Annotated in this window: 21 protein-coding genes; 8 read left to right on the top strand and 13 right to left on the bottom strand. The window is 66.7% G+C overall.

From position 1 onward, the window contains the following. The first annotated feature begins 94 nt into the window (after nucleotides 1–94). The gene (locus BLS50_RS15615) at nucleotides 95–1,180 is read left to right on the top strand and encodes a C40 family peptidase (RefSeq protein ID WP_074802573.1); all 1,086 of its coding nucleotides are present in this window, start codon (nucleotides 95–97) and stop codon (nucleotides 1,178–1,180) included. A 138-nt stretch (nucleotides 1,181–1,318) separates the two neighbouring features. On the opposite strand, the gene BLS50_RS15610 is transcribed toward BLS50_RS15615, so the two are convergent. The 10 genes from BLS50_RS15610 to BLS50_RS15565 all read right to left on the bottom strand — a co-directional run bounded on the left by BLS50_RS15610 (nucleotide 1,319) and on the right by BLS50_RS15565 (nucleotide 8,919). Then, nucleotides 1,319–2,329, bottom strand: coding sequence for an inorganic phosphate transporter (locus BLS50_RS15610; protein ID WP_006478628.1), 1,011 nt, complete (start codon nucleotides 2,327–2,329; stop codon nucleotides 1,319–1,321). Between the two features lie 10 nt (nucleotides 2,330–2,339). Further along, nucleotides 2,340–2,966 (bottom strand): DUF47 domain-containing protein, encoded by a 627-nt coding sequence (locus BLS50_RS15605; RefSeq protein WP_006478627.1) that lies wholly within the window; start codon nucleotides 2,964–2,966, stop codon nucleotides 2,340–2,342. A 138-nt stretch (nucleotides 2,967–3,104) separates the two neighbouring features. After that, entirely contained in the window at nucleotides 3,105–4,487 is a 1,383-nt protein-coding gene (locus BLS50_RS15600) for a replicative DNA helicase (RefSeq protein ID WP_006486249.1), read from the bottom strand. Nucleotides 4,488–4,629: 142 nt separating this feature from the next. Continuing rightward, the gene (gene rplI / locus BLS50_RS15595; RefSeq protein ID WP_006486256.1) at nucleotides 4,630–5,082 is read right to left on the bottom strand and encodes a 50S ribosomal protein L9; all 453 of its coding nucleotides are present in this window, start codon (nucleotides 5,080–5,082) and stop codon (nucleotides 4,630–4,632) included. Nucleotides 5,083–5,109: 27 nt separating this feature from the next. Continuing rightward, nucleotides 5,110–5,385 (bottom strand): 30S ribosomal protein S18, encoded by a 276-nt coding sequence (gene rpsR / locus BLS50_RS15590; protein ID WP_006486248.1) that lies wholly within the window; start codon nucleotides 5,383–5,385, stop codon nucleotides 5,110–5,112. Nucleotides 5,386–5,389: 4 nt separating this feature from the next. Then, the gene (gene priB, locus BLS50_RS15585; RefSeq protein ID WP_006486250.1) at nucleotides 5,390–5,689 is read right to left on the bottom strand and encodes a primosomal replication protein N; all 300 of its coding nucleotides are present in this window, start codon (nucleotides 5,687–5,689) and stop codon (nucleotides 5,390–5,392) included. Between the two features lie 40 nt (nucleotides 5,690–5,729). Next, nucleotides 5,730–6,104, bottom strand: coding sequence for a 30S ribosomal protein S6 (gene rpsF / locus BLS50_RS15580; protein ID WP_006486255.1), 375 nt, complete (start codon nucleotides 6,102–6,104; stop codon nucleotides 5,730–5,732). Between the two features lie 228 nt (nucleotides 6,105–6,332). After that, nucleotides 6,333–7,208: an anti-sigma factor family protein gene (locus BLS50_RS15575; RefSeq protein ID WP_074802572.1), complete on the bottom strand. Its 876-nt coding sequence runs from the start codon at nucleotides 7,206–7,208 to the stop codon at nucleotides 6,333–6,335. After that, a complete protein-coding gene (locus tag BLS50_RS15570; RefSeq protein WP_027813615.1) occupies nucleotides 7,198–7,839 on the bottom strand; it encodes an RNA polymerase sigma factor in 642 nt (213 codons plus the stop codon). Before BLS50_RS15570 ends, BLS50_RS15575 begins: the two co-directional genes overlap by 11 nt. 168 nt (nucleotides 7,840–8,007) lie before the next feature. Beyond that, on the bottom strand, nucleotides 8,008–8,919 hold the full coding sequence (locus BLS50_RS15565; protein ID WP_006478620.1) for a LysR family transcriptional regulator: 912 nt from the start codon (nucleotides 8,917–8,919) through the stop codon (nucleotides 8,008–8,010). A gap of 171 nt (nucleotides 8,920–9,090) precedes the next feature. Between BLS50_RS15565 and gcl the strand changes: the two genes are divergently transcribed. The 4 genes from gcl (at nucleotide 9,091) to lysM (ending at nucleotide 13,604) form a co-directional block, all read left to right on the top strand. Then, entirely contained in the window at nucleotides 9,091–10,866 is a 1,776-nt protein-coding gene (gene gcl, locus BLS50_RS15560; RefSeq protein ID WP_006478619.1) for a glyoxylate carboligase, read from the top strand. Nucleotides 10,867–10,927: 61 nt separating this feature from the next. Continuing rightward, a complete protein-coding gene (gene hyi / locus BLS50_RS15555) occupies nucleotides 10,928–11,737 on the top strand; it encodes a hydroxypyruvate isomerase (RefSeq protein WP_074802571.1) in 810 nt (269 codons plus the stop codon). A gap of 41 nt (nucleotides 11,738–11,778) precedes the next feature. Next, nucleotides 11,779–12,672: a 2-hydroxy-3-oxopropionate reductase gene (locus BLS50_RS15550; protein ID WP_027813618.1), complete on the top strand. Its 894-nt coding sequence runs from the start codon at nucleotides 11,779–11,781 to the stop codon at nucleotides 12,670–12,672. 461 nt (nucleotides 12,673–13,133) lie between these two features. Further along, a complete protein-coding gene (gene lysM, locus BLS50_RS15545) occupies nucleotides 13,134–13,604 on the top strand; it encodes a peptidoglycan-binding protein LysM (protein WP_027807606.1) in 471 nt (156 codons plus the stop codon). Between the two features lie 91 nt (nucleotides 13,605–13,695). Here the strand turns inward: lysM and BLS50_RS15540 are convergent, their stop codons facing one another. After that, nucleotides 13,696–14,718 carry an asparaginase gene (locus tag BLS50_RS15540; protein WP_041489546.1) on the bottom strand — a complete coding sequence of 341 codons (1,023 nt, stop codon included), beginning with the start codon at nucleotides 14,716–14,718 and terminating at the stop codon, nucleotides 13,696–13,698. A gap of 270 nt (nucleotides 14,719–14,988) precedes the next feature. On the opposite strand from BLS50_RS15540, the gene BLS50_RS15535 reads away from it, so the two are divergent. The 3 genes from BLS50_RS15535 to BLS50_RS15525 all read left to right on the top strand — a co-directional run bounded on the left by BLS50_RS15535 (nucleotide 14,989) and on the right by BLS50_RS15525 (nucleotide 16,847). Then, nucleotides 14,989–15,279, top strand: a complete 291-nt coding sequence (locus BLS50_RS15535; protein ID WP_011549641.1) for a PsiF family protein — start codon at nucleotides 14,989–14,991, stop codon at nucleotides 15,277–15,279. A 281-nt stretch (nucleotides 15,280–15,560) separates the two neighbouring features. Then, nucleotides 15,561–16,010: a hypothetical protein gene (locus tag BLS50_RS15530; RefSeq protein ID WP_074802570.1), complete on the top strand. Its 450-nt coding sequence runs from the start codon at nucleotides 15,561–15,563 to the stop codon at nucleotides 16,008–16,010. Nucleotides 16,011–16,259: 249 nt separating this feature from the next. After that, complete coding sequence (locus BLS50_RS15525) at nucleotides 16,260–16,847, top strand: BPSL1445 family SYLF domain-containing lipoprotein (protein WP_006478613.1); 588 nt, start codon at nucleotides 16,260–16,262, stop codon at nucleotides 16,845–16,847. A 103-nt stretch (nucleotides 16,848–16,950) separates the two neighbouring features. Here BLS50_RS15525 and BLS50_RS15520 read toward each other — a convergent pair whose 3' ends face one another. Beyond that, nucleotides 16,951–18,015 (bottom strand): glycosyltransferase family 4 protein, encoded by a 1,065-nt coding sequence (locus tag BLS50_RS15520; RefSeq protein WP_023475621.1) that lies wholly within the window; start codon nucleotides 18,013–18,015, stop codon nucleotides 16,951–16,953. A gap of 283 nt (nucleotides 18,016–18,298) precedes the next feature. Further along, nucleotides 18,299–19,474: an AAA family ATPase gene (locus tag BLS50_RS15515; RefSeq protein WP_074802569.1), complete on the bottom strand. Its 1,176-nt coding sequence runs from the start codon at nucleotides 19,472–19,474 to the stop codon at nucleotides 18,299–18,301. Between the last annotated feature and the right edge of the window lie 10 nt (nucleotides 19,475–19,484).

Raw genomic sequence — 19,484 nt, 5'->3', positions numbered from 1 at the left:
CAAGAATGGTTGCTTAAGCCCCGCTGGAGCGTCTACCATCGGGCCTATCTGTTGTCATACGATTCGCGAGCGCGCCGTGCTCGCCCGCCTTGCCATGCTTCGAATCTGGGTCCCCGTCGCCGTCGTTTCCCTGCTTGCGGCCTGCTCCAGCGTGCCGCCGCAGTCGGCATCGCGTTCCGCGTCGGGCATGAAGATCACGACGCCGCGCGCATTCCCCGCGCCCGCCAATTTCCCGAAATTCGTCGACCATAGCGTCGGCCAGGAAGAAATCTCGATCCAGGCGATGAGCCTCGTCGGCGTCCCGTATCGCTGGGGCGGCAACACGCCGACGAGCGGCTTCGACTGCAGCGGACTCGTGCGCTACGTGATCGGCCGCGCGGCCGATGTCAATCTGCCGCGCACGACTGCCGACATGAGCGGCCGCGGCGTATCGGTCGAACCCGACGAGATCGCGCCGGGCGACTTGATTTTCTTCAATACGACCGGACGGCCGCATTCGCACGTCGGCATCTACGTCGGCAAGCTGCGCTTCGTCAACGCGCCGTCGACGGGCGGCACCGTACGGCTCGACTACCTGACGAACCCGTACTGGGCCAAGCGATTCGACGGCATTCGCCGCGTCGCGCCGCCGCGCTCGGCCCCGACGCCGTTCGATGCGCCGACTTACGAGGCCAAGCGCGACGAGCCGCGTAATCCGCCGGCGGTCGCGGCCGCTCCGGTGGTCGTGACGGCTGCCGTCGCACAGCGGCGGCAGCCCGCGTATGCGTCGTCGCAAGCAAGAGCAACGCAGGCACAGGCACCGACCATCCCGAGCACACCGGTCGTGACGGCCGCCGCAGCTGCACCGGCAGCACCGGCCGCCGATCCGTACGAACCGCCGCCACAGAGGATACAGGCGGCCCAGCAGCAAGCCACGTCGGTGAATGACGGCGCAACCGCGATGGCGGCCAATGCAGCCCCGGCGGAGGTCGGCACGCAGATTCCGACGACTGCACTGACGGCCGCCCAGGCTGCCGCCTTCGATGCAGAGCCGCCGCCCGCCACCGCGTCGGCGCCGGCACGCAGTATCGAGCCCGCGCCCGTGCAGGTATTGCGTGCATCGACGCAATCCGCACCCGTCAGCCCGCGCACGAGTACGGCGGACGATCCGATTGCACGGTTTGCGACCGGCAGTTACTGACCGTTTCCGATCGTCACGACGCTGGCGGCACCTGCCACCCTCCACCGCTTCGCCGCAACCTTCCGCCTCCCCAAAAGAAAATGCGCCGCGGCCTTTCGGCTCGCGGCGCATTTCGCGTCGATCAGGCGGCGTCGGCGATCAGAAGATCTGGTGCCCGAGCCACCACCCGCCGGCCGCGAACAGCGCGGCCGCCGGCAGCGTCAGCACCCACGCCCACACGATGTTGCCGGCGACACCCCAGCGCACGGCCGACAGCTTCTGCGTGGCGCCGACGCCGACGATCGCGCCGGTGATCGTGTGCGTGGTCGACACGGGAATGCCGAGGAACGACGCGACGAACAGCGTGATCGCCCCGCCGCTTTCCGCACAGAAACCACCGACCGGCTTGAGCTTCGTGATCTTCTGGCCCATCGTGCGCACGATGCGCCAGCCGCCGAACAGCGTACCAAGGCCCATCGACAGGTAACACGCGCCGATCACCCACGCCGGCGGCGCATCGGCGGTCGCCGACGCGTAGCCGCTCGCGATCAGCAGCATCCAGATGATACCGATCGTCTTCTGTGCGTCGTTGCCGCCGTGGCCCAGGCTGTACAGCCCGGCCGACAGCAGCTGCAGCCGGCGGAAGCGCCGGTCGACCTTGCTGGGCGCGGTACGGAAATACAGCCACGACACGCCGAGCATGAACAGCGAACCGAGGATGAAACCGAGCAGCGGCGAAATGAAGATGAACGCGATCGTCTTCAGCAGCCCGTCGATGTTCAGCGAGCTCCAGCCCGACTTCGCGAGCGCCGCGCCGACGAGGCCGCCGATCAGCGCGTGCGACGAGCTCGACGGAATCCCGTAGTACCAGGTGATCACGTTCCAGCCGATCGCGCCGACCAGCGCGCCGAATATGACGTAATGGTCGACGATGTCGGGGTCGATCGTGCCTTTACCGACGGTCTGCGCGACTTTCAGGTGGAAGATGAAGTACGCGATCACGTTGAACGCGGCCGCGAACACGACGGCCTGCTGGGGCTTCAGCACCCCGGTCGACACGACGGTGGCGATCGAGTTCGCCGCATCGTGAAAGCCGTTCATGAAGTCGAATACGAGCGCGACGAGCACCAGTGCCGCGACCATCCATAGGGCGAGTTGTATCGAATGCATCGTGGTCCGCTCAGGCGTTTTCCAGCACGATGCCTTCGATGATGTTCGCGACGTCCTCGCACTTGTCGGTGATCTCTTCGAGCAGCTCGTAGATCGCCTTCAGCTTGATGAGCGTCTTCACGTCGTCTTCCTCGCGGAACAGCTTCGACATCGCCGCGCGCAGCACGCGGTCGGCTTCCGATTCCCAGCGATCGATTTCCTCGCATTGCTTGAGGATCTGCGCCGACTGTTTCATGTCGGACAGCAAACCGACGGCTTGCTGCACGTGTTGCGCCGACTGGGTGACGATGTGCGCGAGCTGGCTCGCCTCGGACGTGACGGACTGCACGTCGTACAGCGACACGGCCGTCGCGACGTCTTCCATCAGGTCGAGGATGTCGTCCATCGTCGTGATCAGCTTGTGGATCTCGTCGCGATCGAGCGGCGTGATGAAGGTCTTGTGCAGCAGATCGATCGCCTCGTGCGTGAGCTTGTCGGCGGCCTTCTCGGCGATTTGCACGTTTTGCTTGTGAATCTCGGCGTCGGCGAGATTGTCGATCAGCAGTTCGAGCTCGCGGCCACCGGAAACGATGTGCTTCGCGTGCGCGTTGAAGAGTTCAAAGAACTTGCCCTCGGTGGGCATGAATCGACCGAACATGGGATTCCTGAGAGATTGTCAAACTACTGTCACGAAAACGGGCGACATTGTACCGGTTTCGGTCGCGACGCGACGTGCGCATATGCGCACGCCGGGATTGGATACAACATTTGGCGAAATAGGTGTTTACAACCGGCTTTACTCGCCGTAGAAGGTCTGCGCCCCGGCAAAATTGTCGAACTTCGTGTATTGCCCCAGGAACGTGAGCCGAACGGGCCCGATCGGACCGTTACGCTGCTTGCCGATGATGATTTCGGCCGTCCCCTTGTCAGGGCTGTCCGGATTGTAGACCTCATCGCGATAAATGAACAGGATCACGTCCGCATCCTGTTCGATTGCGCCCGATTCGCGCAAATCCGACATCACCGGACGCTTGTTCGGGCGCTGTTCGAGGCCGCGGTTCAACTGCGACAGCGCGATCACCGGCACGTCGAGTTCCTTCGCGAGGCTCTTCAGCGATCGCGAGATTTCGGAAATTTCGGTCGCGCGGTTCTCGCCCTGCGACGAACCCGACATCAGCTGCAGGTAGTCGACGATGATCAGGCCGAGCTTGCCGCACTGCCGCGCCAGACGCCGCGCGCGCGAGCGCAATTCCATCGGGTTCAGGCCGCCCGTCTCGTCGATGAAGAGCTGCGCCTCGCTCATCTTCTGCACCGCGTGCGTCAGCTTCGGCCAGTCCTCGTCCGTCAGGCGGCCCGTGCGCATCCGGTGCTGGTCGAGCCGGCCGATCGAGCCGAGCATACGCATCACGAGCTGGGTGCCCGGCATTTCCATCGAGAACACCGCGACCGGCAATCCATACTCGACCGCGACGTATTCGCCGATGTTCATCGAGAACGCCGTTTTACCCATCGACGGGCGCCCCGCGACGATGATCAGTTCGCCGCCGTGCATCCCGGACGTCATCCGGTCGAGGTCGACGAAGCCCGTCGGCGTGCCGGTGACGTCGCTCGGGTTCGCGGTGTGGTACAGCGTGTCGATGCGCTCGACCACCTGCGTGAGCAGCGGGCCGATCTCGAGGAAGCCCTGGTTGCCGCGCGCGCCCTCTTCGGCGATCGAGAACACCTTCGACTCGGCCTCGTCGAGCAGCTGGCGGACTTCCTTGCCCTGCGGATTGAAGGCGTCGGCCGAGATCTCGTCGGCGACCGACACGAGCCGGCGCAGCACCGCGCGATCACGCACGATTTCCGCGTAGCGGCGGATGTTCGCCGCGCTCGGCGTGTTCTGCGCGAGCGCGTTCAGGTACGCGAGCCCGCCGACGTCGTCGGCCTTGCCGGACGTGGTCAGCGCTTCGTACACGGTCACGACGTCGGCCGGGCGCGTCGACGCGATCAGGCGGCCGATGTGCTCGTAGATGATCCGGTGGTCGTAGCGGTAGAAGTCGCCCTGCGACAGGAAGTCGGCAATCCGGTCCCATGCCGCGTTGTCGAGCAACAGGCCGCCGAGCACCGACTGCTCGGCTTCGACCGAATGCGGCGGGACTTTCAGCGATTCGATTTGGGGATCTTGCGGCGCGTTCATGGGTTGGGATTATCGCGAATAGATGGCGGCAGCGCTACCACCGCTTGCCGGCGAGCGGGCAATAAAAAAGGCAGGCCCCGGTTACCCGGGCGCCTGCCCTTGTCCGGACGGCGGAAGCCGCCCGGCAAGCTTGCGTCTACGCTTACGCGTGGTCGCCGATCACGTTGATCGTGACGTCGACGACGACGTCCGTGTGCAGCGCGACTTGCACGTTGTGCTCGCCAATCATCTTCAGCGGGCCTTCCGGCATGCGCACTTGCAGCTTCTCGACTTCGTAGCCTGCCTTCTTCAGCAGTTCAGCGACGTCGCCGTTCGTGACCGAGCCGAACAGACGGCCGTCGACGCCCGACTTCTGCGTGATTTCGAACGACTGGCCGTTCAGCTTCTCGCCGACTGCCTGCGATGCGGCCAGCTTTTCAGCGGCGATCTTTTCGAGTTCAGCGCGGCGCACTTCGAATTCGGCGATCGCTTCCTTCGTTGCACGGCGAGCCTTGCGGTTCGGGATCAGGAAGTTGCGAGCGTAACCGTCCTTGACCTTGACGATATCGCCGAGGTTACCCAGATTGGCGACTTTTTCCAACAGAATGATTTGCATTCGAATTCTCCTTATTGCGTCGCCTGATTACGCCTTGTGCTGATCGGTGTACGGCAGCAGCGCGAGGAAACGCGCACGCTTGATGGCCGTATCCAGCTGACGCTGATAGTGCGCCTTCGTACCCGTCAGACGAGCCGGCGTGATCTTGCCGTTTTCGCCGATGAAGTCCTTCAGCGTTTCCGTGTCCTTGTAGTCGATCTGCTCGACGCCTGCAGCCGTGAAACGGCAGAACTTCTTGCGCTTGAAGAGCGGGTTTTGTTGCTGACGACGCTTGTCGAATTTCTTACCAGTCGGGCGGGGCATGATTTCAGTCCTTTCCAATGTCCTGCAATGCTGTGATGTGAAACACCAAGGTTCTCGCGTTGCGGCTTTTCTTTGCCAGGAAGCCCGTGAACAGCGTTTCGACGCCCATTTCACGACTTTCCAGCTTGCCGCTCGCCTCACCGGCCGCCACCGCCTCGATCGTCATTTCGACCTGACGGGGAATGCCTGCTTCGACGACTTCCGTGCGGTGATGCAATGTGGCGCTTGCGATCGGAACACCGGCCGGCGTATATCGCACCGGTGCGCGTTCGACGACGCTCGCCGTCAATTGCAACCTGTTCACGTGAGTGGCGCGCTCCTTGATGGCTTAATGAGTGACGAACTTAAGCCTGCGCTTCGGCCGGCTGAGCTGCAGCCGCCTTCTTGGCTTCTTCGCGCTGAACTTCCTTCATCATCGGCGACGGGCCGGTTTCGGCCTTCTTCATCTTGACGATGAGGTGACGCAGCACGGCGTCGTTGAACTTGAACGCGTGTTCGAGTTCGTCGAGCGTCGTCTGGTCGCACTCGATGTTCATGCAGACGTAGTGAGCCTTCGCGAGTTTCTCGATCATGTAGGCCAGTTGGCGACGGCCCCAGTCTTCGACACGGTGGATCTGACCGCCGTGCGACGTGATCGTGGACTTGTAACGCTCGATCATCGCGGGCACTTGCTCGCTTTGATCGGGGTGCACGATGAATACGATTTCGTAATGACGCATTACACACTCCTTGTGGATTAAAGCCACCCGGGCGTCTGAACCGGTGTGGCAAGTGAGAAGCCGAAGATTCTAACCCGGTTACGGGGCGCATGCAAGGCCAATCGACGATTGGTCACCGGATTCGGCCGTGTTTTCAAAGACTTGAACGGGTCCGTCGGGCCACGCACCCTCCGCTCGGCCTCTCGGCAGCCGGGGTCGGAACGCCCACGCGCCCGCCCGCCGCCGCGGTCATTCGCCGGGCGTGCTGGCAAGTCGCGCGTCGAGCGCCGTCCGGAACGCCGCGAGCGCCGCCGGCTCGGCGTCGGTCACGGCCCACCACGTCATCCCGGCCGCGTTCCAGCGGTCGAGCGCATAGCCCTGCGACACGGTCGTGTACGGGGCCGCCGGCCGCTCCCCGGCCGGCTGCACGTAGACGTCGACCACGTGTTGCCGGTGGCGGTAGACGAGCACCGCGACGCGGCGCCGCCCGACGTAGTCGAGCCGGCCGCCGACCAGCGCGAAGCCGCTCTTGGCGAGATCCTCGACCGGCGGCGCATAGTCGAGCCGGCCGTTGAACCACGGCTTGACCGTGTGCTGGTCGGTCGAGATCACGTCGATGTCGCGCGCCGACAAGTCGGCCCGCACGTGGCTCGCGACCAGTTCGTCGACCGTCCGGTCGGTGTCGGCGTGACGGGTGGACCACGCCATGCCGCCCGCCGCCGCGACCGCCATCAGCAACGCGACGCCCCAACCGAGGCCCGGCAACGCGGCCACGCGCGGCCTGGTGCCGATGCCGGCCGGCCCCGGTCGGGCCGCCCCGCCGCGCCCGGTCAGCCAGGAAAACCAGTCGCGGCCGCGCGGCCGCCGCGGCTCAGCCCGCGACGGCTCGTGAGCAGGCGCGTCGGCCGCTGCCGGCAGGCTCGCGAGGATGCTCGCCCGCAGCGCGTCCGGCGCGCGGTGATAATCGGCCTGCCGTACGGCCTGCGCCAGCGTGACGATCCGCGCGCGTTCGCGGCGGCACGCGTCGCACCCTTCGACATGCAGCTGGACCCGCAACGCATCGGGCGCCGACAGCTCGCGGTCGACGTCCGCGTCCAGCAACGCTCGCGCTTCGTTACAGTCCATCGATAGCCTCCGATGCGGTTCCGCCCGCCGGCGCTCGGCCCGGCCGGCCTTCGGTCGCCGACGACGGCACGCCGCCCAGCAGCGCGGCGAGCTTGCGCCGGCCGCGCGCGAGCCGCGACATCACCGTGCCGACCGGCACGTCCGCGATCGCCGCAATCTCGCGGTAGCTCAGGTCCTCCATCTCGCGCAGCACGAGCACCTCGCGGTATTCGGGCGGCAGCTTCGCGAGCGCCGCATTCACGAGCCGCACGTTCTCGCCGCGCAGCAGGTGCGCGAGCGGGTCCTCCGTCGCCGGCTGCCAGTCATCGGGGACGTCGGCATCGTCGAGCGTGTCGGGCAGCGCGACCTCGTGCGCATGCGTGCGCCGCCGCCATTCGGTGTACCAGGTGTGGCGCACGATCGTCAGCAACCACGGCCGCGCGTTGTCGCCGCGACACGAATCGACGAAGCGCAGTGCGCGCATGCACGCATCCTGGACGACGTCGTCCGCATCGCCGGCGCTGCCGCTCAGCCAGCGCGCGAGGTTGTAGGCGGCGTCGAGATGCGGCAGCACGAGCGCGCGAAACCGCTCGCCGCGCGCGAGCGCATCGTCCGCCGCCCGTTCATCGACCGCCTGTCCGGCTTGCCCCACATGGCCTCCCTGGTCCCGGCGGCCCACGCCGCGCCCGTTCCGCGCACGGCGCCCGGACAGACCGGCAACGTGCGCGCTCGATGACCTTACCGCCGCTGCGTCGAGTTTATTCCCGCGCGGCACGCATGAAGCGTAAAAAAATCGCCGGACGGCCAGGCGGGCCGCCCGTTACGGCGTGGTGCTCCAGTAGCCGGGGCGCGCATACGCTTCGCGCAGGTAGTCGATGAAGTAGCGCACGCGCGCCGGCACGTAGCGCTGCTGCGGGTAGACCGCGAGGATGTCGTAGTCAGGCAGCGCATAGTCGTCGAGTACGGTCTCGAGCTCGCCCGTTTCGAGTTGCGCGGCGATTTCCCACGTCGAACGCCAGCCGAGCCCGAGCCCCTCGGCCACCCAGCGGTGCAGCAACTCGCCGTCGTTGCAGTCGAGATTGCCGGTCACCCGCATCGTCGCGATCTTGCCGTGACGCTGGAAGTACCAGCCGCGGTTCTGCCCGCCCTGCAGGTTGAACGCCAGGCAGTTGTGCTTCAGCAGGTCGTCGAGCGACTTCGGCCGACCGTGCAGGCGGAAATAATCGGGCGTGCCACACACCACGCGCCGGTTCGACGCGAGCTTCACCGCGACGAAATTCGGATCGACCGCGCCGCCGATCCGGATCGACAGGTCATAGCCCTCGCGCACGAGATCGACGACACGGTCGGTCAGGTTGAACGACAGCTGCATCTCCGGCTTGTCGGCGAGGAAGCCCGGCGCGTGCGGCGCGACGTGCTTGCGCCCGAACGCGGCCGGCGCCGACACGATCAGGTGGCCGCTGACCGCGCGCCGGCCGGCGGCCAGCTCGTTCTCGGCCTGATCCCATTCGGACAGCAGCCCGCGACAGCGCTCGAGGAACGCGGCGCCCTCCTCGCTGACGACCAGCCGCCGCGTCGAGCGGTACATCAGCTTCACGCCGAGGCGCTTCTCCAGCGCGTCGATGCGCCGCCCGAGCACCACCGGCGACACACCTTCCTCCAACGCCGCCGCCGCGAGGCTGCCGGCATCGGCCACCCGCACGAACGTCTCGATCTGCTTGAAACGATCCATCTCCTGTCTCCGTCCCGGCTCCGACACCGGCGGGAAGCCCCGTCCGGCCGTCATTCCATACTTTTAGTTTCGAAATAAGCGACTTCGGCTGATCTTATCAAACCTTTCCTGCATCCCTAAAGTGTCCTCAACAGACCGATTCGCAAGATTCCACCATTCAAGGAGACATTCATGGCCAAGATGAGAGCCGTCGACGCAGCCGTACTCGTGCTCGAGAAGGAAGGCATCCAGACCGCGTTCGGCGTGCCGGGCGCCGCGATCAATCCGTTCTACTCGGCCATGCGCAAGTCGGGCGGCATCAGCCACGTGCTGGCGCGCCACGTCGAAGGCGCATCGCACATGGCCGAAGGCTTCACGCGTGCCGCCCCCGGCAACATCGGCGTGTGCATCGGCACGTCGGGCCCCGCCGGCACCGACATGATCACCGGACTCTACTCCGCGTCCGCCGACTCGATTCCGATCCTCGCGATCACCGGCCAGGCACCGCGCGCGCGTCTCTACAAGGAAGACTTCCAGGCCGTCGACATCGAATCGATCGCGAAGCCGGTCACGAAGTGGGCCGTCACCGTGCGCGAACCGGCGCTCGTGCCGCGCGTGTTCCAGCAGGCGTTCCACCTGATGCGCTCGGGCCGCCCGGGCCCCGTGCTGGTCGACCTGCCGATCGACGTGCAGCTCGCCGAAATCGAATTCGACATCGACACGTACGAACCGCTGCCGGTCTACAAGCCCGCGGCCACCCGCGCGCAGATCGAGAAGGCGCTCGCGATGCTCAACGACGCGGACAAGCCGCTGATCGTGTCGGGCGGCGGCGTGCTCAACGCGGCAGCCGAAGACCTGCTCGTGCAGTTCGCCGAAACGGTCGGCGTGCCGGTGATCCCGACGCTGATGTCGTGGGGCGCGATTGCCGACGACCACCCGCTGATGGCCGGCATGGTCGGCCTGCAGACGTCGCACCGCTACGGCAACGCGACGCTGCTCGCATCCGACTTCGTGCTCGGCATCGGCAACCGCTGGGCGAACCGCCACACGGGCAGCGTCGAGGTCTATACCAAGGGCCGCAAGTTCGTGCACGTCGATATCGAGCCGACGCAGATCGGCCGCGTGTTCGGCCCGGATCTCGGCATCGTGTCCGACGCGAAGGCGGCACTCGAACTGTTCGTCGCGGTCGCGCGGGAATGGAAGGCCGCCGGCAAGCTCAAGGACCGCAGCGCGTGGGTCGCCGACTGCCAGGCACGCAAGCGCACGCTGCAGCGCAAGACGCACTTCGACAACGTGCCGGTCAAGCCGCAACGCGTGTACGAAGAGATGAACAAGGTGTTCGGCCGCGATACCTGCTACGTCAGCACGATCGGCCTGTCGCAGATCGCCGCCGCGCAGTTCCTGCACGTGTTCAAGGCACGCAACTGGATCAACTGCGGCCAGGCCGGCCCGCTCGGCTGGACGATCCCCGCGGCGCTCGGCGTGCGCGCGGCCGACCCGAGCCGCCCGATCGTCGCGCTGTCCGGCGACTACGACTTCCAGTTCATGATCGAGGAGCTGGCGGCCGGCGCGCAATTCAAGCTGCCGTACGTGCACGTCGTCGTGAACAACTCGTACCTCGGGCTGATCCGCCAGGCGCAGCGCGCGTTCGACATGGACTACTGCGTGCAGCTCGCGTTCGACAACGTGAACGCGCCGGAACTGAACGGTTACGGCGTCGACCACGTGGCCGTCGCGGAAGGCCTCGGCTGCAAGGCGCTGCGCGTGTTCAAGCCGGAAGAGATCGAGCCGGCGCTGCGCCAGGCGCAAACGCTCGCGGAAGAGTTCAGCGTGCCGGTGGTCGTCGAAGTGATCCTCGAGCGCGTGACGAACATCTCGATGGGCACCGAAATCGACGCGATCAACGAGTTCGAGGATCTCGCCGAGAAGGCCGAGCACGCCCCGACCGCGATCTCGATGCTCGACTGAACCGACTGAACCGACTGAACCGCAAGACTTTTTTGACTGACCGACCGAAGAGGCTTAGCTCATGCCGAAGTTTGCTGCAAACCTGACCATGCTGTTCAACGAAGTGCCGTTCCTCGACCGCTTCAAGGCGGCCGCGGACGCGGGCTTCGACGCCGTCGAGTTCCTGTTCCCGTACCCGTACGCGAAAGAAGAACTCGCCGAGCGGCTCGAGACGCACCGCCTGCGCCTCGTGCTGCACAACCTGCCCGCCGGCAACTGGGACCAGGGCGAGCGCGGCATCGCGTGCCTGCCCGATCGCGTCGGCGAATTCCAGGAAGGCGTCGGCCGTGCGATCGAGTACGCGAAGGCGCTGAAGGTGCCGCAGCTGAACTGCCTCGTCGGCATCCCGTCGGCGAGCACGGCGCGCGACAAGACGTTCGTGACGATCGTCGACAACCTGCGCTTCGCCGCCGACGCACTGAAGCGCGAAGGCATCCGCCTGCTCGTCGAGCCGTGCAACAGCTTCGACATCCCGGGCTTCGCGCTGAACCGCTCGTCGGAAGGGCTCGACGTGATCCGCGCGGTCGGCTCGGACAACCTGTTCCTGCAGTACGACATCTATCACATGCAACGCATGGAAGGCGAACTGGCCGCGACGATCGAACGCAATCTCGCGTCGATCGGCCACGTCCAGCTCGCGGACAACCCGGGCCGCAACGAGCCGGGCACCGGCGAGATCAACTATGCGTTCCTGTTCGCGCTGCTCGACCGGCTCGGCTATGCCGGCTACGTCGGCTGCGAATACAAGCCCCGTACCACCACGACGGAAGGCCTCAGCTGGCTGCAAAGCGTGGCCGGCTGCGCACCGGCCTCGGCGCGTCGCGCCGCCTGAATCGCACCCTTCCCGTTTTCAGCCCCATAGGAGACTTTCACATGGCAACCATCGGTTTCATCGGCCTCGGCATCATGGGCGCGCACATGGCGCGCAACCTGCTCAAGGGCGATCATCAACTCGTCGTGAACGGCGCGTTCCCGGTCCCGGACGACCTGCGCGCGAGCGCCAAGGTCGTCGCGAACTCGACCGAAGTCGCGCAGCACGCGGACATCATCATCTCGATGGTGCCGGACACGCCGGACGTGCGTAACGTGCTGTTCGCCGACGACGGCGTCGCGAAGGGCCTGACGGCCGGCAAGCTCGTGATCGACATGAGCTCGATCTCGCCGCTCGACACGCAGGCGTTCGCGAAGCAGATCAACGCGCTCGGCTGCGACTACCTCGACGCGCCGGTGTCCGGCGGCGAAGTCGGCGCCCGCGAAGCGACGCTGACGATCATGGTCGGCGGCCCGGAGAAGGCGTTCGAACGAGCGAAGCCGCTGTTCGAGAAGATGGGCAAGAACATCACGCTCGTCGGCGACAACGGCGCGGGCCAGACCTGCAAGGTCGCGAACCAGATCATCGTCGCGCTGAACATTGAGGCGGTCGGCGAAGCGCTGCTGTTCGCCGCCCGCTCGGGCGCCGATCCGGAGCGCGTGCGCCAGGCGCTGATGGGCGGCTTCGCCGCGTCGCGCATCCTCGAAGTACACGGTGCACGGATGACCAAGCGCACGTTCGATCCGGGCTTCCGCATCGAGCTGCACCAGAAGGACCTGAACCTCGCGCTCGACGGCGCGCGCAAGCTCGGCCTCGCGCTGCCGCACACCGCGAGCGCGCAGCAGCTGTTCAGCGTGTGCGCATCGCACGGCGGCAAGGCATGGGATCACTCGGCGCTCGTGCGCGCGCTCGAGATCATGTCGAACTTCGAGATCGGCCAGACGCCGGCCGCGTAACGCGGATGCCGCAACGCGCGTTTGTGCTGCGATCGCGGACGCGCGCGACGCATACACGCGATTCGGCCGCGGCCGGTCGCATCGATGCGCGACGCACGCGCGCATCACGGTGGGGCGCCCCGCCCCGCATCGCCAACGGCATGCGGGACGGGGCGAAAAACGCCGCTCTGGGCTGAGAGCGGCGTGGTGGGGTCCGCAGCGGCACCCGGCGGCGCCGGGGAAGCCTTGGTCGGTCAGACGTCGTCGTCGGGTGTCCGCCTGTCGGATTTCGCGTATTACATTTCTTTACGTTCGAGCGTGCGATTTTTCATGCAATCGTCGCGTTGAACGCCTACACTTTCGCCACGCCTTTCGAGAAAACCGCCGCGCCTGCGCGCCCCTTCCCGGGCCCGCACCCAGCGCGGTGTTTTTTTCGCCACTTCACGGCGCGTTTTCTTTTCAACCACCTAAGGAGTGCAACGATGGGTCTTCTTTCGTTTATTAAAGAGGCGGGTGAAAAACTGCTGGGTCACGCCGATGCGCAAGCAGCGGAAGATCCGAATGCCGCGAACCAGACTGCGGCCGACGCAATCAAGAATTACATCAGCTCGCAAGGTCTCGACACGTCGAACCTGACCGTCGCGTTCGACGGCGCATCGCGCACCGTCACGCTGTCGGGCAGCGTCGCCGATCTCGACACGAAGGCGAAGGTCAAGGTCGCGGCCGGCAACGTGCAGGGTGTCGCGGGCGTCAACGACGACGATCTGCAGCCGGACGATCCGGAAGTGCAGTACCACGACGTGAAGCCGGGCGACACGCTGTCGGCGATCGCCAAGGAAGTGTACGGCGATGCGAACAAGTATCCGGCGATCTTCGAAGCGAACAAGCCGATGCTGTCGAGCCCGGACCGGATCTACCCAGGCCAGAAGCTCGTGATTCCGCCGCAGTCCTGAGCATTCGCGCAGCACTGGCGCAAAAATGGCAGGCCGTTGGCCTGCCATTTTATTATGCCTTCTACGCGCCGCCCGAGCGGCGCGCCATCGGTCACAGCGTGTCGAATGCGCGTTGCAATGCGTCGCGCTCGCGAATGCCGTTCGCGAGCGCGAGCATCAGCAGCACGCGCGCCTTGAACGGGTGCAGCGAGCCCGCGCTCACGAACCCGAGCGCATCGTCGCTCGCGGCGCCGTTGCGCATCACATGCCCCGAACCGACGCGCGACGCACGAACCACCGCCACGCCCGCGTTCACCGCATCGGCGAGCGCCGTCTGCAGCGTCGCATGGATCGACCCGTTGCCGGTGCCCGCGACGACGAGGCCGCGCACGCCGGCCGCGACGAGCGCATCGACGGCCGTGCGCGTCACGCCCGCATAGCTCGCGACGACTTCGACCGGCGGCCAGGTCGGCGCGATCGCCAGCTGCGTGTCGCGCGTGCGCGTGACACGGCGGGCGAATTCGACGCGGCCGTCCTGCACCCAGCCGAGTGCGCCAAGCTCCGGCGACTGGAACGCGTCGACCGCATAGGTGCTCGTCTTCACGACGTCGCGCGCGCCGTGGATCCGGTTGTTGAACGCGACCAGCACGCCCTGCCCGCGCGCGGCCGGATGGGCGGCCACCGTCACCGCGTTCAGCAGGTTCAGCGGGCCGTCGGACGACAGCGCGGTCGCCGGCCGCATCGCGGCCGTCAGCACGACCGGCTTGTCGCCCCGAACGACCAGATGCAGTGCATACGCGGTTTCCTCAAGCGTATCGGTGCCGTGGGTGATCACGATGCCGTCGATCGCCGGGTCGGCCATCAGCGCGTCGATCCGCGCGGCGAGCGTGTTCCACAGCGGCAGCGCGAGATCCTTGCTGTCGATGCTGGCGACCTGCTCCGCGTCGATGCGCGCGACCGACGCAAGCGCCGGTACGGCGTCGACCAGGAAATTGACGCCGAGCGCGCCGGCCTGGTAGCCGGCTGTGCTGGCCGCGTCGGGCGCGGCGCCGGCGATCGTGCCGCCGGTGGCGAGTACGGCGATGCGCGGCAGCGCCGGCGCGGACGAAGGGGATGCGGTGTTCGGTGTATTCATGGCCGCGATTGTAATGGCTCGCGGCCGGCGTCCGGTAGGTCCGGCGCGAACACGCGCGGCGCGACCCCGTGTCATGGTTTGTCCCGATCGCCGGCGCGTGCACGCCGTCAACGGCCATGCCGCCGACTGCGTTATAGAAATGCCGTTTTGGTGTTTTCACATTGATTTGCCATAATCGGAGCGCGCGGCGCGATGCGACCCTGTTCACGTCGCGCCGGGCTTCGTGACGGCGTCGATATAAAACGCAATTCACCCCATGGGAGTGTCGAAATGAAAATCCAATCGCTCGTAGCCGCAGTGCTTCTCGGCGGCATGCTGGCTTCCCCCGCATTCGCGGCGAACAGCCAGCAGGACAAGATGAAGGCCTGTAACACCCAGGCAGCCGGCAAGACGGGCGATGAACGCAAGGCGTTCATGAAGGACTGCCTGTCGGCGAAGCCCGCGAAGGCGATGACGCAGCAGGAAAAGATGAAGGCGTGCAACACGCAGGCCACCGGCAAGAAGGGCGACGATCGCAAGGCGTTCATGAAGAGCTGCCTGAGCAACCAGCCGGCCGCCTGAGTTCGGCGCTCCCGCCTCGAATGCCGCGCCCCGCTTCGGCGGGCGCGGCATTTTCGTTTTCGTTGCACGCGCATCGACACGCGCCTGCCAGCCGCATGTCCGCCCGCATGCCCGCCTTTTCCCGCCCCGTTTTTCCGGCCCGCCACTCCGGTGCCGCCACATGGTGCGGCAATTCGCCGCGTTTTCTTCTATGATGGCTGCAACGCGGCCCACCCAAGACCAAGAAGCGCCATCGGGCCGCCCTCGAGACGGACGCGCACGCGCGTCAAACGGAGGCTTGGATGGCATGGAGACAACACCGCTGGTTCCGCCGCTGGCTGATCGTGATCGTGTTCTGGGCGGTGCCCGTCGCGATCATCGCCGTGCGCGAGATCCGCGAGGAAATGGCCTACAACAAGGCGGACCTGCAACTCGCGCTGACCACCTGGCAGCTCACCGACGCGCAGCAGGCCGCCGGCGCCGCCGCGAAGTGCCACGGGGACCCTGACGAGGCGCGCGCGACCGGCTGCCCGGCCGACGTGCTCGCCGCCAACGCGCCGCGCCAGCAAGCGGCCCGCGACGAATACGTGGTGCGCCGCAATACGCTCGCCGGCTATCTGTGGCATGCGTTCGTCGGCTACTGGGTCGTTCCGGCCGCGTTCCTGTTCGCATGCGGCGTCGTGATCGCGCTGATCCGCCGCGCGCTGCGCCGCCCGCCGATCAAGCCGCCCCTTCCCCCCGTCACACACTGACACCGGCGCACGCCGCAGGCGCCGCCGCCCGCTGCTCGAGCGCCGCGTTCCCCGCACGCCGACCACGCGCGACGCGCGCCTGGCGCGTGCGCGACATTTCATCCGTTGGCGCGCCGCGACACCCTTGCGCGATTTGACGCTTTTTCACGCGCCAACGAAAAGAGCCCCTGATCCGCTGTGATATAACTGCCGACGTGATCCGCTCCCTGAGCGAGACTCACTCCGAACATCATCCGATGGAGAACAACGATGCAAAAACGGAATCTTGTGCTGAAAGCCGCCGCTGCGCTCATCGTCGGTAGCCTCGCGCTCACCGGTTGCACCACCACGCCGGACAAGCCGGACAACGCCGCGACCAACGCGTCGAAGCGTCAGTCGATCGACGCGAGCGTCGACGCCACGCTGTCGCGCATGTACTCCACCGTCAAGGGTTCGCGCGAGCTCGTCGCGAAATCGCGCGGCGTGCTGGTCTTCCCCGAAGTGCTCCAGGCCGGCTTCATCGTCGGCGGCCAGTCGGGCAACGGCGCGCTGCGCGTCGGCGGCAGCACGGTCGGCTACTACAACACGTCGTCGCTGTCGGTCGGCCTGCAGGCCGGTGCGCAGTCGAAGGCGATCGTGTTCCTGTTCATGACGCAGCAGGCGCTCGACGAATTCCGCGGCTCGGACGGCTGGGCCGCCGGCGCCGGCGCATCGGTCGCACTCGTGAAGATGGGCGCGAACGGCGCGGTCGACTCCAACACGGCCACCGCGCCGATCCAGGTCGTCGTGCTGACCAACGCCGGCCTGATGGGCGACGTGTCGATCAACGGCACGAAGGTCACGAAGCTCAAGATCTGACGTTGACGCACTGCCCGCGCGCTGCGCGCGGGCCATGCGCAAACGGCGATGTCCTTGCGGGCATCGCCGTTTTTTTATCCGCCGCCCTTCTGCATCGGGACGATCAGGTCGTCGAATCGATCACCTTGAAGCGCGAGCGCTTCTGCGCGCGGATCACCGACTGGTACACGTCCACGTACTGCTGCGCCATCCGGCGCGACGTGAAGCGCTCCTCGAAGCGCTGCCGCACGCGCGCCCGCGGCAGCAGGTGCAGCCGGTTCACGGCGGCCACCGCACTGATTTCATCCTCGACGATGAAGCCCGACACGCCCTCGTCCACCACTTCGGGCACCGCGCCGCGGTTGAACGCGATCACCGGCGTGCCGCACGACATCGCCTCGATCATCACCAGGCCGAACGGCTCCGGCCAGTCGATCGGAAACAGCAGCGCATGCGCGCCCGACAGGAATTCGGCCTTCTCGTGATCGGCGATCTCGCCGATGTATTCGACGTGTGGCAACGCGAAAAGCGGCTTGATCTCGCGGTCGAAGTATTCCTGGTCGGCCGCGTCGATCTTCGCGGCGATCCGGATCGGCAGCCCGCACTGGCGGGCGATGCGGATCGCGGTATCGACGCGTTTTTCCGGCGAGATGCGGCCGAGGAACGCGAGATAGCGCGGCTCGACGGGCTGCGGCATGTACAGCGTATCGGGCAGCCCGTGATAGACGGTCGTCAGCCATTTCGCCTGCGGCAACGGCTGGCGCTGCGCATTGGAAATCGAGATCACCGGCGCCGTATTGAACGTGTCGAACACCGGTTGCTGCTCGGGCAGGTCGAGCCGGCCGTGCAGCGTCGTCACGTAAGGCGTTTCCTGCCGGTTGAAGACCGAGAACGAGTAGTAGTCCATGTGGAAATGGAGCACGTCGAAATCCTTCGCGCGGCGCGCGACCGTCTCCATCAGCAGCATGTGCGGCGCCACCCGGTCGCGGATCGACGAATCGAGCCGCAGCGCCCGCGGCCACACGGGCTCGAGCTTCGCCCGCGTCGTCGAATCGCCGCTCGCGAACAGCGTCACGTCGTGGCCGAGGTCGACGAGCGCCTCGGTGATGTAGGACACGACGCGCTCCGTGCCGCCGTACAGTTTCGGGGGCACGGATTCGGTCAGCGGGGCGATCTGGGCAATTCTCATGGTCCACGTCTCCTGTGTCCTGTCCGTTGCGGCGCGGCGGCGGAGCACTCGCTCATGCGAGCCCGCCCTGCGTCCATGCAGCGCCGGCCGGCATGGCATCCGCCGGATATCTCATTATTATTCGCGATCCCGATGAGCGGAACCGCAGGTCTTTCATTTTTTGGGGGTTGTTACAGACCGGATACATTCGGCCGATCGAGCGCGGACGCCTCGTCTCGCGCCCGGCCGGCCCCATTCGGCGCCGCCTGGCGCCGCTCACGGCCTCGAGCACGCAATCAGGCGGTCAACGCGACGGCCACTTCCAGGGCGGCAGGTCGCGCGAATCGGCATCGACGAGCGCGGTCGCGCCGAGCTGCTTGTCGAGCACCAGCGATTCGCAGCCGGCCTCGCGCTCGAGCGTCGCGATGAGCCGCGCCGCGTGCGACACGACTAGCACCTGCGAATGCCGGGCGGCCTGCGCGATCAGGCGACCGAGCGCCGGCAGCAGATCGGGATGCAGGCTCGTCTCCGGTTCGTTCAGCACCATCAGCGCCGGCGGCCGCGGCGTCAGCAGCGCGGCCGCAAGCAGCAGGTAGCGCAGCGTGCCGTCCGACAGCTCGGCCGCCGCCAGCGGCCGCAGCAGGCCCGGCTGGCGCATCGATACGTCGAAGCGGCCGCGGCCGCCCGGGTTGTCGATCTCGACCGACGCGCCGGGAAACGCGTCGTCGATCGCCGCGTCGAGCGCCGCCGCGTCGCCGATTTCGCGGATCGTCTGCAGCGCGGCGGCCAGGTCGGCCCCGTCGTCCGCGAGCACCGGCGTATGGGTGCCGATGTGCGACTGGCGCGCCGGCGCCTGCGCATCGGTCCGGAAATGGTCGTAGAAGCGCCACGAGCGAATCCGTTCGCGCACCGCGATCATCTCGGGTGCCCCGGTCGGATCGGCGAACTCGGTCATCATGCTGTCGAAGCTCGCGACCGGCTGCGGAATCGTCCGCCAGTCGCCCGACGCGGTACGCGCACGGATCTGCGCGCCCTGCCGGTCGACCAGCAGCGTGGACGGGCGCAGCAACGCGCCGCCCCAGATGCATTCGCGCTTGACCACCGGATCGAGCGCGAACTGTGAGCGGCTCGGCAGCGGCAGGCCGAGATCGATCGCATAGCCGAAATCGTCGCACGCGAAGCCGAGCTTCAGGCTCACCGGCCCCTTACGCACGGTGCCCGTCACCGGCACGTCGCCCGCCAGCATCGCGCGCGAGAAGCGCTCGGGGCCGGCCCACAACGTCGACGGCAAGCCGCCCTCGCGCGCGAGCGACGGGATCACGCGGCCCTGCGCGGTGTCGGCGAGCAGCCGCAGCGCGCGATACACGCTCGACTTGCCGCTGCCGTTCGGCCCCGTCACGACGTTGAGCGCCGCGAGCGGCACGATCAGCTCGCGCAGCGAGCGGTAATTGGCGATGGCGAGCGTCTTCAGCGCGGTCATGACAATGGGA

Origin of the sequence: Burkholderia orbicola, from assembly GCF_900100915.1 — a bacterium.
Classification (GTDB): Bacteria; Pseudomonadota; Gammaproteobacteria; order Burkholderiales; family Burkholderiaceae; genus Burkholderia; species Burkholderia orbicola.
The sequence above is the reverse complement of the archived record's forward strand: the minus strand, read 5'-3'. Positions and strand labels throughout refer to the sequence as shown.

Coding starts and splice junctions, on each gene's coding strand:
- BLS50_RS15600 (WP_006486249.1), bottom strand. CDS start 4,487: ATGAACGCGCCGCAAGATCCCCAAATCGAATCGCTGAAAGTCCCGCCG.
- rpsF (WP_006486255.1), bottom strand. CDS start 6,104: ATGCGTCATTACGAAATCGTATTCATCGTGCACCCCGATCAAAGCGAG.
- BLS50_RS15535 (WP_011549641.1), top strand. CDS start 14,989: ATGAAAATCCAATCGCTCGTAGCCGCAGTGCTTCTCGGCGGCATGCTG.
- BLS50_RS15520 (WP_023475621.1), bottom strand. CDS start 18,015: ATGAGAATTGCCCAGATCGCCCCGCTGACCGAATCCGTGCCCCCGAAA.
- BLS50_RS15540 (WP_041489546.1), bottom strand. CDS start 14,718: ATGAATACACCGAACACCGCATCCCCTTCGTCCGCGCCGGCGCTGCCG.
- rplI (WP_006486256.1), bottom strand. CDS start 5,082: ATGCAAATCATTCTGTTGGAAAAAGTCGCCAATCTGGGTAACCTCGGC.
- gcl (WP_006478619.1), top strand. CDS start 9,091: ATGGCCAAGATGAGAGCCGTCGACGCAGCCGTACTCGTGCTCGAGAAG.
- BLS50_RS15615 (WP_074802573.1), top strand. CDS start 95: ATGCTTCGAATCTGGGTCCCCGTCGCCGTCGTTTCCCTGCTTGCGGCC.
- BLS50_RS15550 (WP_027813618.1), top strand. CDS start 11,779: ATGGCAACCATCGGTTTCATCGGCCTCGGCATCATGGGCGCGCACATG.
- BLS50_RS15565 (WP_006478620.1), bottom strand. CDS start 8,919: ATGGATCGTTTCAAGCAGATCGAGACGTTCGTGCGGGTGGCCGATGCC.
- hyi (WP_074802571.1), top strand. CDS start 10,928: ATGCCGAAGTTTGCTGCAAACCTGACCATGCTGTTCAACGAAGTGCCG.
- BLS50_RS15530 (WP_074802570.1), top strand. CDS start 15,561: ATGGCATGGAGACAACACCGCTGGTTCCGCCGCTGGCTGATCGTGATC.
- BLS50_RS15605 (WP_006478627.1), bottom strand. CDS start 2,966: ATGTTCGGTCGATTCATGCCCACCGAGGGCAAGTTCTTTGAACTCTTC.
- BLS50_RS15610 (WP_006478628.1), bottom strand. CDS start 2,329: ATGCATTCGATACAACTCGCCCTATGGATGGTCGCGGCACTGGTGCTC.
- BLS50_RS15525 (WP_006478613.1), top strand. CDS start 16,260: ATGCAAAAACGGAATCTTGTGCTGAAAGCCGCCGCTGCGCTCATCGTC.
- rpsR (WP_006486248.1), bottom strand. CDS start 5,385: ATGCCCCGCCCGACTGGTAAGAAATTCGACAAGCGTCGTCAGCAACAA.
- BLS50_RS15575 (WP_074802572.1), bottom strand. CDS start 7,208: ATGGACTGTAACGAAGCGCGAGCGTTGCTGGACGCGGACGTCGACCGC.
- lysM (WP_027807606.1), top strand. CDS start 13,134: ATGGGTCTTCTTTCGTTTATTAAAGAGGCGGGTGAAAAACTGCTGGGT.
- BLS50_RS15515 (WP_074802569.1), bottom strand. CDS start 19,474: ATGACCGCGCTGAAGACGCTCGCCATCGCCAATTACCGCTCGCTGCGC.